Below are 13,927 nucleotides of genomic sequence, written 5' to 3' on the forward strand. Positions count from 1 at the left end.
GGTTGCCATGCGCTGGGTGTGTATTGTCTTCCCGCAATTGGCGCTGGACGGGGTGCAGCGTGTGCACCCCGAGCCGGACCAACCCTTGGTACTGCTGGCCGGCACTCCGCAGCGTCGCGTGCTGCAAACCGTCAATGCTGCTGCCCGGGCCTTGGGGCTGCGACCAGGTCAATCGCTGACGGCCGCGCATGCCCTGGCCAAAACCTTTGCCAGCGCCGAATACGACCCTGCCGAAATCGAGCGTTGGCAGCAGTTCCTCGCCGCCTGGGCCTACCGTTTCAGCTCCCAGGTCAGCGTGTATTACCCGCGTGCGTTGCTGTTTGAGATCGAGTCGAGCCTGGGCCTGTTCGGGCCGTGGCCGCAGTTCGAGGCGCGCATGCGTCAGGAGTTGAGCGAATTGGGTTTTCGCCACCGTATCGTCGCCGCGCCCAACCCGGCGGCGGCGCGGGTGCTGGCGAATATTTACGATGGTTTGGCGATCGGTGAGGACGCCTTGCAGCAGGCGCTGGCGCCACTGCCCATCGACCGCGCCGGCCTTGACCCGCAGGCGGCCACGGCCTTGTCGCGTATGGGCTTGCGCACTTTGGCCCAGGTGCAGGCGTTGCCTCGGCATACCCTGGCGCGGCGCTTTGACGCCGGCTTGCTCAAGCACCTGGATGCCCTGAGCGGGCAGCGCCCACTGGCCCTGGCGTTTTACCAGCCGCCGGATCAGTTCGACGTGCGCATCGAGCTGAATTTCGACGTGCAATCCCATCAGGCGTTGTTGTTCCCGTTACGGCGCCTGACCGGTGACTTGTCCGCCTTTCTCTGTGGACGCGACAGTGGCGTGCAGCGCTTCGACTTGCACCTGGAACACGCCCAGGCGCCCGACAGCGTGATCAAGGTCGGCCTGCTCAGCGCCGAGCGTGAACCGTCGATGCTGTTCGAACTGGCCCGTGGTCGCCTGGAACAAGTGCAAGTCACCTCACCGGTGCGCGGTTGTCGCCTGGTGGCCCAGGACCTGCCGGCGTTTGTGCCGCAACGCCAGGACCTGTTCGACGATCGCCCACAACAAACCTTGCCTTGGGAGCAACTGCGCGAACGCCTGCGCGCACGGCTTGGCGATGAGGCCGTACAGAGCCTGCGCTTTCACGCCGACCATCGCCCCGAATGTGCCTGGCAGGCGAGCGCCGACAGCCGTGCGTGCCCGACCTTGCACAAGGTGCAGCGCCCCGGCTGGTTGCTGGCTGAACCGACCTTGCTGGCCGAGCAGGGCGTGCAGATCCTGATGGGGCCGGAACGTATCGAATCCGGCTGGTGGGACGGCGCCGATATCCGCCGCGACTATTACCTGATCCGCACCCGTGCCGGCCAGCAAGGCTGGGCCTATCGCTGCGTGGGGCAAAACGACGGGCTGTGGCTGCAAGGCTGGTTCGCATGAGCTACGCCGAGCTGCATTGCCTGTCCAATTTCAGTTTCCAGCGCGGCGCGTCCAGTGCGCTGGAGCTGTTCGAACGTGCCAAGCGCCAAGGCTACAGCGCCCTGGCGATCACCGACGAATGCACCTTGGCGGGCATCGTGCGGGCCTGGCAGGCGGCGAAGGCGGTGGATTTGCCGCTGATTATCGGCAGCGAGATGCGCATCGAAAACGGCCCGAAACTGGTGTTGCTGGTCGAAGATCTCAGCGGCTATCAACACCTGTGCCGGCTGATTACCCTGGCTCGCCGCCGCGCCGAAAAAGGCCGTTACCGCCTGTTGCACGCCGACTTCGAACAACCGATGCCCGGCCTGCTGGCGCTGTGGGTGGCCGAAGACAGCGACACCCAGGCCACCCTCCAATGGCTGCAACACACCTTCGCCGAACGCCTGTGGCTGGCGGTGCACCTGCACTGCGGCCAGGACGATGCGCGCCATTTGCAACAGCGTCTGGCCCTGGCCGCCAGCCTGCAGATCCCGGCGGTGGCTTGCGGCGATGTGCACATGCACGCGCGGGGTCGCCGCGCCTTGCAAGACACCATGACCGCGATCCGCCATCACGTGCCGGTGGCCGAAGCCGGCACGCGCCTGCACCCCAATGGCGAGCGACATTTACGCAGCCTCGAGGCGTTGGCCGCGCTGTACCCGCAAGCCTTGCGCGACGAAACCCTGGCCATCGCGAAACGTTGCACCTTTGACCTCAGCCAGCTGCGCTACCACTACCCACGCGAGCTGGTGCCCGCCGGCCATGACGCCCAATCCTGGCTGCGCGCGGTGACTGAAGAAGGCATTGCCCAACGCTGGCCACACGGTGTCGACGCCAAGACCTTGCAGCAGATCAATAAGGAATTGGGCTTGATCAGCGAACTGGGCTACGAAAGCTACTTTTTGACGGTGCACGACATCGTGCGCTTCGCCCGCAGCCGTTCAATCCTTTGCCAGGGCCGGGGTTCGGCGGCCAACTCGGCGGTGTGTTTTGCCTTGGGCATCACCGAAATCGACCCGAGCCTGACGAGCATGCTGTTCGAGCGTTTCCTGTCCAAGGAGCGCAATGAACCGCCGGATATCGACGTGGACTTCGAACATGAACGCCGTGAAGAGGTGCTGCAGTACGTGTTCCAACGCTACGGCCGCACCCGTGCGGCGTTGACGGCGGTGGTCAGCAGTTATCACGCGTCCGGCGCGGTGCGTGATGTGGCCAAGGCCCTCGGTTTGCCGCCGGACCAGATCAACGCGCTGGCCGACTGTTGCGGACGCTGGAGTGAAGATGCGCCGCCGCTGGAACGCCTGCGCGAAGGCGGCTTCGACCCGCAAAGCCCGATCCTGCGGCGTGTGCTGACATTGACTCAACAACTGATCGGCTTCCCCCGGCACTTGTCCCAGCACCCTGGCGGTTTTGTGATTTCCGAATACCCGCTGGACACCCTGGTGCCAGTGGAAAATGCCGCCATGGCCGAGCGCACCATTATCCAGTGGGACAAGGACGACCTCGACGCCGTCGGCCTGCTCAAAGTGGATATCCTCGCGTTGGGCATGCTCAGCGCGATCCGCCGCTGCTTCGACTTGCTGCGCCGTCACCGCAACCGCGATCTTGCGTTGGCGACGATCCCCAAGGAGGACCCGGCAACCTACGCAATGATCAGCAAGGCCGACACCATCGGCGTGTTCCAGATCGAGTCGCGGGCACAGATGTCGATGCTGCCCAGGCTCAAACCGAAGAATTTCTACGACCTGGTGATTGAGGTGGCGATTGTGCGGCCTGGGCCGATCCAGGGCGGCATGGTGCATCCGTACCTGCGGCGCCGGAATAACGAAGAGCCCACCACTTATCCATCGCCGGAACTTGAGGCGGTGCTGAAGCGCACCTTGGGCGTGCCGCTGTTCCAGGAACAGGTGATGCAGATCGCCATGGTCGCCGCCGACTATGGCCCCGGCGAAGCCGACCAGTTGCGCCGCTCCATGGCCGCGTGGAAACGCCATGGTGGCCTCGAACCGCATCAGCAGCGCCTGCGCACCGGCATGCTCAAGAACGGCTACAGCGAGGAATTTGCCGCGCAGATCTTCGAGCAGATCAAAGGCTTTGGCAGCTATGGTTTCCCCGAGTCCCATGCGGCCAGTTTTGCCTTGCTGACCTACGCCAGTTGCTGGCTCAAGTGCCATGAACCGGCGGCGTTCGCCTGCGCCCTGATCAACAGCTGGCCCATGGGTTTCTACAGCCCGGACCAGATCCTGCAGGATGCGCGGCGCCATCGCTTGCAGATCCGCCCGGTGGACGTGCTGGCCAGTGACTGGGATTGCAGCCTGGAGCCTGTCGACGGCCAGCAACCGGCGATTCGCATGGGCTTGCGCATGATCTCGGGGTTTCGTGAGGAGGATGGGCGGCGCATCGAGGCGGCGCGCCAGCGTCGTGTGTTCAGCGACATTGCCGACCTGGACGACCGCGCCGGCCTGGATGCGCGGGCCCAGGCGTTGCTGGCGGATGCCGGAGCCTTGCGTGCGTTGGCGGGCAACCGGCACAGGGCACGCTGGGAAGTGGCGGGCGTGCATAAACAGTTGGGGTTGTTCGCGGGCCTGCCGAGCCCCGACGAAGCGGCGGTGCAATTGCCGGCGCCGACGGTTGGCGAAGACCTGCAGGCCGACTACGCCACTGTCGGCACCACCCTGGGCCCGCATCCGCTGGCGTTGCTGCGTGATGAGTTGCGCAAACGCCGCTGCCGCAGCTCTTTGGAGTTGATGGCGGTAGAGCATGGGCGCAATGTCAGCGTCGCCGGTCTGGTGACCGGGCGTCAGCGCCCTGGCACCGCCAGTGGCGTGACCTTTGTGACGTTGGAGGATGAATTCGGCAACCTCAATGTGGTGGTGTGGCGCGACCTGGCAGAACGCCAGCGCCCAGCATTAGTGGGTTCGCGGTTGCTCAAAGTCGACGGGCGCTGGGAGGCGGTGGGTGAGGTGCGGCACCTGATCGCCGGGCGTCTGACCGACCTGACGCCACTGCTGGAAGGCATCCATGTGCGCAGCCGGGATTTTCATTGAGGGCAGTGGTTTTTGCCGCCATTACCTCCTAACTTATAACAAGTGAAACCATCTGCCGCTGGCGCGCTCCAAAACGTTGCAAATACCCTCTCTTTGCACAGAGCCAACCGATGCAATTTTTATCCAACCCCTATGGCTGTGAAGGCTGGTCCGGTGAAATGGCCCAGCGTATCCGTGCTTTCGATTGGTCCGCCACGGATCTTGGCCCGATTGACACCTGGAGCGCCAGCCTGGCCTGCAACGTGCAAATGATGCTGGCCTCGCCCGTGCCGATGGTGATGCTGTGGGGGCGGGCGGGCTACATGATCTATAACGACAGCTATTCGGTGTTTGCCGGCGGCCGGCATCCGTACTTGCTCGGCACGCCGGTGGAGCTAGGCTGGCCGGAGGTGGCCGAGTTCAATCGCCACGTGGTTGACACCTGCCTGGCGGGCGGCACCTTGACGTTTAACAACAAAGACCTGGTGTTGTTGCGTAACGGCAAGCCGGAAACCGTCTGGCTGGACCTCTATTACAGCCCCGTCGCCGGGGACAATCAGCAGCCGGCCGGGGTGTTGGCGATTGTGGTGGAAACCACCGAGCATGTGCATTCCGAGCGCCTGCGCCAGGAACTCACCCATAACCTGGAGCAACGCGTCGCCGCCGAAGTGCAAGCGCGTTCCGCCGCCGAAGACCAGTTGCGCCAATCCCAGAAGCTTGAAGCCATCGGCGGCCTGACCGGCGGCGTGGCCCATGACTTCAATAACCTGCTGCAAGTGATCGCCGGCAATCTGCACCTGCTGGCCCGCCACGAGCCGGACAACCCCCAGGTGCAGCGTCGGGTCACGGCGGCTATCGCGGCGGTGGAGCGCGGCGCCAAGCTGTCTTCGCAACTGTTGGCGTTTGCGCGTCGCCAGCCGTTGTCGCCGGCGGTGTACAACCCACAACGTATCTACGCCGGTTTAGGCGAACTGCTGCAACGGGCGTTGGGTGAGACCATTCATATCGACGTGCAACTGCCCCAGGATTCCTGGTGCATCAATGTCGACCGCAACCAACTGGAAAACGCGCTGCTCAACCTGGCGATCAATGCCCGTGATGCCATGCAAGGCGAGGGCGTGATTCGCATCAGTGGGGAAAACGTCATCCTCAACCCGGGCGATTGCATCGGTAAAAGCATAAAACCCGGTGAATACGTGCGTTTGGCGGTGACCGACACCGGTGTCGGCATGCCCCAGGAGGTGCTCAAGCGTGCGTTCGAGCCGTTCTTCACCACCAAGCGCGAAGGGCACGGCACCGGCCTGGGCTTGAGCATGGTGTTTGGTTTTGTGCGCCAAAGCGGCGGGCATGTGGAGGTGTGGAGCGAGGAGGGCAAAGGCTCGGTGGTGCAGATGTATTTCCCCCACAGCCTGGAACCCGAATGTTGTGAGGTCGACACCGAGCAGGCGACTCACAGCGGCGGCCAGGAAACCATCCTGGTGGTCGAGGACAACGAAGGCGTGCGCCTGACCGTGGTCGAGTTGCTGCAGCAATCGGGCTACACCGTACTGACCGCCGAAGACGGCGACCGGGCCATGCAGGCCCTGCAAAACGACGTGCGCCCGGACCTGATCTTTACCGACGTGGTGATGCCCGGCCGGGTCAAAAGCACCGACCTGGCCGACTGGGCCCGCGTGCAGCACCCGCCGGTGGCGGTGCTGTTCACTTCCGGCCACACCCGCGACATTCTTTCCAGCACGCATTTGCTGAGCCCCGACATTCATCTGCTGAGCAAGCCCTACAGCCCCGAAGCCCTCACGCAACGGGTGCGCAGCGTGCTCACCGCCAGACAAGGTTGCCCATGACGTCACAGCGCGACATCCCCCCGATCACTGCCCAGCGCCCAGGCTTTGTGCGTGTGCGCGGCGCCCGCGAACACAACCTGCGTAACGTCGATGTGGACATTCCCCGGGATGCCCTGGTGGTGTTTACCGGCGTATCGGGTTCGGGCAAATCATCCCTGGCGTTTTCCACGGTGTATGCCGAGGCTCAGCGCCGTTATTTTGAATCGGTGGCGCCCTATGCGCGGCGCCTGATTGACCAGGTCGGCGTGCCCGATGTGGATGCTATCGAAGGCTTGCCACCGGCCGTGGCCCTGCAACAGCAGCGCGGTACGCCGAGTGCGCGCTCGTCGGTGGGCAGCGTCACCACCTTGTCGAGCCTGATCCGCATGCTGTATTCGCGTGCCGGCAGTTATCCGCCGGGGCAGGCGATGCTGTATGCCGAGGACTTTTCACCGAACCTGCCCCAGGGCGCTTGCCCGCACTGCCACGGTTTGGGCCGCGTGTATGAGGTGACCGAGGCGCTGATGGTACCCGATCCGTCCTTGACCATTCGCCAGCGTGCGGTGGCGTCCTGGCCCTTGGCGTGGCAGGGGCAGAACCTGCGCGACATCCTTGTGACCCTGGGCTATGACGTGGACATCCCGTGGCGCGACCTGCCGAAAAAGCAGCGCGACTGGATTCTGTTCACCGAAGAAACCCCGACCGTGCCGGTGTACGCAGGCTTCACCCCGCAGCAGACCCGCGACGCGCTGAAACGCAAGCTGGAACCGAGCTACCAGGGCACGTTCAGTGGCGCGCGGCGCTATATCCTGCACACCTTCAGCCACACCCAAAGCGCCCTGATGAAAAAGCGCGTGTCGCAGTTCATGCAGGGCAGCGCCTGCCCGGCGTGTGAGGGCAAGCGCTTGAACAAGGCGGCGCTGTCGGTGAAGTTTGCCGGGGTGGACATCGGCGCGCTGTCGCAGCTGTCGCTGGCGCAGTTGGCCGAGCTGCTGCGTCCGGTGGCGGCGGGGCGGGACACGATGAAGCTGTCGGTGGAAAAACGCCTGGCGGCCCAGCGTATCGCCCAGGACTTGCTGGAGCGGGTCAGCACCCTCACCGAGCTGGGCCTGGGCTATCTGTCCCTGGAGCGCAGCACGCCCACATTGTCGTCCGGGGAATTGCAGCGCCTGCGCCTGGCCACCCAATTGGGTTCGCAATTGTTCGGCGTGATCTATGTGCTGGATGAGCCCTCGGCGGGCCTGCACCCGGCGGATGGCGAAGCATTGTTCACTGCGCTTGAGCGTTTGAAAGCCGCCGGCAATTCGTTGTTTGTGGTGGAACATGACCTGGAAACCATGCGCCGCGCCGACTGGCTGATCGACGTGGGCCCGGCTGCCGGTGAGCACGGCGGGCAAGTGCTGTACAGCGGCCCGCCCGCCGGGTTGGCCGATGTGCAGGCATCGCAGACGCGCGAGTATTTGTTCGCCGAGCGGCGCACTTGCAGCCGTACGCGACGTGAGCCGTCCGGCTGGCTGAAGCTTGAAGGCGTGACGCGTAATAACCTCAAGGACCTGAGCGTGGATTTCCCGCTGGGTTGCTTTACGGCGGTGACGGGTATTTCCGGTTCGGGCAAATCCAGCCTGGTCAGCCAGGCGCTGTTGGAACTGGTGGGCACGGGCTTGGGCCGTGTGCTGGAAAGCGACGAAGAACCGAGCCTTGAAGACGATGCCCCGCAAAGCAGTGGCGGGCGGATCAGCAGCGGTTTGGAACAGATTCGACGTTTGGTGCAGGTGGACCAGAAGCCCATTGGCCGCACGCCGCGCTCCAATCTGGCGACTTACACCGGGTTGTTCGATAACGTGCGCAAATTGTTTGCGGCAACGCCGGCGGCCAGGAAGCGTCATTTCGATGCCGGGCAGTTCTCGTTCAACGTCGCCAAGGGCCGTTGCCCCCATTGCGAGGGGGAAGGGTTTGTCAGTGTCGAGTTGCTGTTTATGCCCAGCGTGTATGCGCCGTGCCCGACGTGTCATGGGGCGCGTTATAACCCTGAGACGTTGGCGATCAAGTGGCAAGGTTTGAACATCGCCCAGGTGCTGGGGTTGACGGTGGAGCAGGCGGTCGAGGTGTTTGCCGAGCAGCCTGGGGTGTTGCGTTCGTTGCAAGTGTTGCGGGATATCGGTTTGGGGTATCTGCGTCTGGGGCAGCCGGCGACCGAGCTGTCCGGCGGTGAGGCGCAGCGGATCAAGTTGGCGACCGAGTTGCAACGTAATGCCAGAGGCGCGACGTTGTATGTGTTGGATGAGCCGACTACGGGTTTGCATCCACGGGATGTGGACCGTTTGCTGAGTCAGCTTAATCATCTGGTGGACGCGGGGCACACGGTGGTTGTGGTGGAGCATGAGATGCGCGTGGTGGCCCAGGGGGATTGGGTGATTGATATTGGGCCGGGGGCTGGGGATTTGGGCGGGAAGGTGGTGGCTCATGGTACGCCGCAGAAGGTCGCCAAAAGCAAAGCCAGCCGTACTGCACCGTTTTTGGCGCGGGAGTTAGTGTAAGTTTCAACGCCGATTAATTGTGGGAGCTGGCTTGCCTGCGATGGCGGTTTGTTGGTGTACATATCCGTTGCTGCGGTAACGGCTACTTAGGGTTCCGCCCTTACGGCGGGTCACTTTTGGCAAACGCCCCAAAAGTAACCAAAAGGTCTGTGCCCCACCACTCGGCACCTCGCTAATGCTCGGTGTGCCCTCACTCCGGCTTGAATCCGTGGGCCGCCGCGATGGGCCATCCTTGGCCCAGCGCGGCTAACCCGGCGTCCTGCCGGGTTGCCCACGGATTCAAGCCTGCGTTCGGCCAGCGTGGTTGACGGGGCGCCTCAGATCAAAATCAAAATCTACAGCACGGCGGCCTGAAAGCCGACCTGAGTGGTTGAAGCAAAAGCCAGATCAAGTGCAAGTCAAAAGCCTATCTACCTGATGCAACGCGGTCTAAATGTGGGAGCGGGCTTGCTCGCGAATGCAGTATGTCAGTTATAGATGAATTGACTGACCCACCGCATTCGCGAGCAAGCCCGCTCCCACAGTTGACCCCATACAGTTTTGAATATGAGGTTGACTGCAGATTTGCATGCACTGAAGAGCTGCTTTTCTGTGGGAGCTGGCTTGCCTGCGATGCAGACACCTCGGTGTGTCAGGTAAACCGAGTTGATACTATCGCAGGCAAGCCAGCTCCCACCTTTGACCGAGTATGGCTTTGCTCCTGCTGTTGCTGTTGCTGTTGCTGTTGCTGTTGCAGTGGCCCTTACATCCTTTTCGATGACGAAGTCAGCGGTCTTTTGATCTGCGCTTGTGATCTTGATCTTGATCTGAAATCGCCCCCCCAAATCAGTGTCGGATTGCGGGCATGCCGAGCCACAGCGAGGCACCGAGTGTTGGGGCGAGGACTTTTTGGTTACTTTTGACTGGGCCGGCATTCCGGTCCTTGTAAAAGTGACCCGCCGTAAGGGCGGAACCATACGCCGCCGTTACCTAAATAACGGATATGCCCCCTCAACGCCCAGCCAGGCGAATCTGCTCCTTGGCCTGCTTCACCACATTCTCCACCGTAAACCCGAACTTCTCCTGCAAGTTGGCCAGCGGTGCCGACGCGCCAAAGCTGTTCATTACCACTTTAGCGCCGGTCTGCCCGACGTAGCGGTCCCAACCCAGGGGCCCAGCCTGTTCCACCACTACGCGGGCTTTTACCGCTGGCGGCAAGACGCTGTCGCGGTACGCCTGATCCTGGTCTTCAAACAATTCCCAGCTGGGCATCGACACAACCTGAGCGGCAATGCCTTCAGCTTGCAACTGCTCATAAGCCGCCACCGCCAGGCTCACTTCACTGCCCGTCGCCAACAGCAGCACCTGAGGTTTATCAGCACCCGCCAACACATAAGCGCCTTTGGCCGCCCCAGACGCCGCCGCATATTTTGTGCGATCCAAGGTCGGCAGCGCCTGGCGCGACAGCACCACGCAGCTCGGCCGATGGGTTTGCGCCAGGGCCACCTTCCACAGTTCCAGCGTTTCGTTGGCATCGCCTGGGCGCAGGGTCAGCAACCCTGGCGTGGCGCGCAGTTGTGTCAGGTGTTCGATGGGCTGGTGCGTCGGGCCGTCTTCACCTACGCCAATCGAGTCATGGGTAAACACAAACACCACCGGCAATTCCATGATCGCCGCCAGGCGGATCGGTGGTTTCATGTAGTCGCTGAACACCAGGAAGGTCGAGGTGTACGGCCGCAGGTAGGACAGCGCCATGCCATTGGCAATCGCACCCATGGCGTGTTCGCGGATGCCGAAGTGCAGGTTGCGCCCGCTGTAGTCATCGGCACTGAAACGCCCGGCGCCGTCGAAGGTGAGGTTGGTCTTGGTCGAGGGCGACAGGTCCGCCGAGCCGCCCAGCAGCCAGGGGATTTGTTGCGCGAAGGCATTCAGCACCTCGCCGCCGGCGGCGCGGCTGGCCACGCCCTTGGCGTCGGTGTCGAAGTGGGGCAATTCGTCCTGCCAGTGCTTCGGCATTTCGCCGGCGCGCATGCGGTGCAATTCATCGGCCAGTTCCGGTTCGTACTGCTCCAGCTGCGCCAAGTGTTGCTGCCAGGTTTCATACAGCGGCTGGCTGCGTTCCAGCAGCGCATCGCGCAGCACCGTGCGGGCGTCGTCGGGCACCAGGAAGCTGGAATCCTGCGGCCAGCCGTAGGCCTCTTTGGTCAGGCGGATTTCTTCGTCGCCCAATGGCTCGCCATGGGCGGCGGCGGTGTTGTGTTTGTGCGGTGAGCCGTAGCCGATCACGCTGTCGACCACAATCAGGGTCGGCGCGCCGGTGTTGGCCTGGAAGGTTTCCAACGCTGCGCTCAGGGCTTGCAGGTCGTTGGCATCGGTAACGTGCAAGGTGTGCCAGCCATAGGCCTGGAAGCGCTTGATCACGTCTTCGCTGAACGCCAGCTCGGTGTGGCCTTCGATGCTGATGGTGTTGTTGTCGTAGATCCAGCACAGGTTATCGAGCTTCAAGTGCCCGGCCATCGACGCCGCTTCGCTGCTGATGCCTTCCATCATGTCGCCATCACCGCACAGGGTGTAGACGTTGTAGTCGAACAGCACCTCGCCGTCGCGGTTAAAGCGCTTGCCCAGCCAGCGCTCGGCCATGGCCATGCCGACGCTGTTGGCGCAGCCCTGGCCCAGCGGGCCGGTGGTGGTTTCCACGCCGGTGGTCATGCGGTACTCGGGGTGGCCGGGGGTCTTGGAACTCATCTGCCGGAATTGCTTGATGTCGTCCAGGCTGATCGCCGGCTGGCCGGAGCGCTTGCCGTGGGCATCAATCTCAACCACACCGGCCAGGTGCAGCAGCGAATACAACAGCATCGAGGCGTGCCCCACCGACAACACAAAGCGGTCGCGGTTAGGCCAATCCGGGTGTTCGGGGTGGTAACGCAGGAAGCGGCTCCACAGCGTGTAGCCCACCGGTGCCAGGCCCATGGGCGTGCCGGGGTGGCCGGAGTTGGCCTTTTGCACGGCGTCCATGGCCAGGGTACGAATAGTGTTGATGCATTGGGTGTCGACAGCAGTGGCAGCGTGAGTCATGAAACCGTTCTCCCTCGGGTGGCGATCTACAGTGGAGGGCAGGGCACGGCAAAGGTTTGATCCCATCGTGCGCATTACGACGAACGGGACCGCCTTGACCCAAGACATGACAAGACCCCTTGGAATGGGCTAGTTTCAAGGCGTAGGCCATTGATCAACTTGCGGAGGTACTCCATGCCAGTGAAACACGACCTGTATCAGGATTTGGGTTTGAGCAAGGAAGAGGTCGACGGGCGTCGGGCGAAAAATCCCCATTTGAACGCGCTGTTTGATAAGTACAACACCGTCGATGAGCAGGTGGTGAGCGCCGAAAAGGCATCCGGTAGTGATGAGGTGTTGAAGAAGCTGAAGGATAAACGCCTGTTGGTTAAAGACGAGATCAGGGACTTGCTGCAATAAAACGTCCTACAGGACGCGGACATATTTGTTCAGAATTGTCTAAGCGACAGCCGGCGTTTCACTGCTTATGATGCCGGCCGTCCACCCGGCTCTGGGGACTGTTGCGGCGCAAGGATTGCGCTGCTGAGCCGGGCGGGCATCCTATCTCATGCACGCAGCGCCTGGATGCATTCATCCATGGAGCGCTGCTGCGTCTCGGCATACAGCTTCAATTCATCAATCGTCCGACGGCCCAGTGCCTGCTCGAATTGAGCCTGGTTCGAATGGGCTGTGTAGTGACTTTGCGCGGCATCGCCCAGGTTCGACTGGAAAATCCCCGCCGCACTCACCGGCAGAAAATCCTCATACACCAAAGGCTCCACCGCCACGTGCCCAGATGCCATCAAGGCCTCCAACGTTTGCGGCTGATTAGCCTGGCCGCGTGCCGCCAAGCCTTGCTCGGTGACGAAGTAGCGGAAATACGCCAGGCCCTGTTCACGCATCTGCGCGTGGTTATCGGGGAAGGCCTGGAAGTGTTGCGCCATCAATTCGACGTAACGTGCAGCGTTGCCCTCATTCGGGAAGGCGCCCAGTTCGTCGCGCGCCGCGTTCAGCAACTGGTCGTACAGGGCGCGACCCTTTGGCGTCAACGCCACACCCCGTTGTTCTATTTCGCCGAAACGCGCGCTGTGGCTGCCTTTTGCGTCGGTAAACGCGATGGGCTCGTCGAGCGCCTTGAAGCTGGTCTGACGCAGCAGGATAGGGCACTGGCGACGTGGTGGGCCTTCGATAACGGCTTTGGGCGTGATGCCTTTGCCGGGCATCGCGGCCTGTACCTGGTCGATGTCCAGGGTACGCGGCGTCAGGTGATTAATGTGTGGGCCTTTGAACGCCACCACGTCGGCGATCAGGCGATGCTGGTCGCTCAATTGCTGGTATTGGGCGCCGGTCACGGTGGCGGTGTGGTGCCAGCGAAAGGTTTCCAGAGCCTCGCGGATAAACACTTGGGCATCCGCGGCGTTGAGGCCGCCGTCGCGTTCGGCTTGCTCGATCAGCGCCAAGGCGCCAGGGGAGAAAATCGAGCGTTTGGCCAAGGCGCTTTCAGCGAAGGCGCGCAGCTCGAGGTTTTCGATCAATTCCAGACGTAGCAGGGACGTAAAGACGCGGAACGGGCTGGCCTGCAGCGCCTGTTCATGCACGGCGCGAAAGGCCGTGGAATGCACCGGCACGCCGGCGGGTGTGAGGTCGTAATAGCCCACCGGCTGCATGCCCATCACCGCAAACAGACGGCCGATAGTGGCCAGCTCATGGGCGGTGCCCAGGCGGATGGCGCCGTGGCGCTCCATGGCCAGGCGATCCATTTCACCGGTGCGTTGCAAGTGTTTGGCCAGGCCGGAATCACTCTCCAGCACCCGCGTATTGGTCTCGGCCACCAGCGCCATCAGCGCGCCGTAAAGCGGAACTTCATCTCGGTACATGTCGGACATGGCCCTGGAAAAGTCTTTGCGAATCTCGTCGGGGCTGACATACGCGGCGCCTGGCATAGAAAAATTCCTGAACACGGTGGTGAGGGTGCGGCCTTTCTCTGGATTCTGTTGGGCTTTAAGGGGGCTGGCAAACGAAGAATCCTCAGGACTTCATTCTGCAAATGAATGAAATGACGCAAAT

The 13,927-nt window shown here is 62.5% G+C and carries 7 protein-coding genes; 5 read left to right on the plus strand and 2 right to left on the minus strand.

Annotation, left to right across the window (positions count from 1 at the left end):
- The first annotated feature begins 7 nt into the window (after nt 1-7).
- From PSH96_RS12000 to uvrA, 4 genes are all read left to right on the plus strand, one after another.
- The gene (locus PSH96_RS12000) at nt 8-1,420 is read left to right on the plus strand and encodes a DNA polymerase Y family protein (RefSeq protein WP_305459442.1); all 1,413 of its coding nucleotides are present in this window, start codon (nt 8-10) and stop codon (nt 1,418-1,420) included.
- Nucleotides 1,417-4,488, plus strand: coding sequence for an error-prone DNA polymerase (locus PSH96_RS12005; RefSeq protein ID WP_305459443.1), 3,072 nt, complete (start codon nt 1,417-1,419; stop codon nt 4,486-4,488). The genes PSH96_RS12000 and PSH96_RS12005 overlap by 4 nt, the downstream gene beginning before the upstream one ends.
- A 110-nt stretch (nt 4,489-4,598) precedes the next feature.
- Complete coding sequence (locus PSH96_RS12010) at nt 4,599-6,311, plus strand: ATP-binding protein (RefSeq protein ID WP_305459444.1); 1,713 nt, start codon at nt 4,599-4,601, stop codon at nt 6,309-6,311.
- Nucleotides 6,308-8,827 carry an excinuclease ABC subunit UvrA gene (gene uvrA, locus PSH96_RS12015; RefSeq protein WP_305459445.1) on the plus strand — a complete coding sequence of 840 codons (2,520 nt, stop codon included), beginning with the start codon at nt 6,308-6,310 and terminating at the stop codon, nt 8,825-8,827. The genes PSH96_RS12010 and uvrA overlap by 4 nt, the downstream gene beginning before the upstream one ends.
- Nucleotides 8,828-9,817: 990 nt before the next feature.
- Here uvrA and tkt read toward each other — a convergent pair.
- Entirely contained in the window at nt 9,818-11,881 is a 2,064-nt protein-coding gene (tkt, locus tag PSH96_RS12020; protein WP_305459446.1) for a transketolase, read from the minus strand.
- Between the two features lie 174 nt (nt 11,882-12,055).
- On the opposite strand from tkt, the gene PSH96_RS12025 reads away from it, so the two are divergent.
- A complete protein-coding gene (locus PSH96_RS12025; RefSeq protein ID WP_305459447.1) occupies nt 12,056-12,280 on the plus strand; it encodes a DUF465 domain-containing protein in 225 nt (74 codons plus the stop codon).
- Between the two features lie 146 nt (nt 12,281-12,426).
- On the opposite strand, the gene PSH96_RS12030 is transcribed toward PSH96_RS12025, so the two are convergent.
- A complete protein-coding gene (locus tag PSH96_RS12030) occupies nt 12,427-13,803 on the minus strand; it encodes a VOC family protein (protein ID WP_305459448.1) in 1,377 nt (458 codons plus the stop codon).
- Between the last annotated feature and the right edge of the window lie 124 nt (nt 13,804-13,927).

It is taken from the genome of Pseudomonas sp. FP2338, assembly GCF_030687515.1.
GTDB classification, from domain to species: Bacteria; Pseudomonadota; Gammaproteobacteria; order Pseudomonadales; family Pseudomonadaceae; genus Aquipseudomonas; species Aquipseudomonas salomonii.

Coding starts and splice junctions, on each gene's coding strand:
- PSH96_RS12005 (WP_305459443.1), top strand. CDS start 1,417: ATGAGCTACGCCGAGCTGCATTGCCTGTCCAATTTCAGTTTCCAGCGC.
- PSH96_RS12025 (WP_305459447.1), top strand. CDS start 12,056: ATGCCAGTGAAACACGACCTGTATCAGGATTTGGGTTTGAGCAAGGAA.
- PSH96_RS12030 (WP_305459448.1), bottom strand. CDS start 13,803: ATGCCAGGCGCCGCGTATGTCAGCCCCGACGAGATTCGCAAAGACTTT.
- PSH96_RS12000 (WP_305459442.1), top strand. CDS start 8: ATGCGCTGGGTGTGTATTGTCTTCCCGCAATTGGCGCTGGACGGGGTG.
- tkt (WP_305459446.1), bottom strand. CDS start 11,881: ATGACTCACGCTGCCACTGCTGTCGACACCCAATGCATCAACACTATT.
- uvrA (WP_305459445.1), top strand. CDS start 6,308: ATGACGTCACAGCGCGACATCCCCCCGATCACTGCCCAGCGCCCAGGC.
- PSH96_RS12010 (WP_305459444.1), top strand. CDS start 4,599: ATGCAATTTTTATCCAACCCCTATGGCTGTGAAGGCTGGTCCGGTGAA.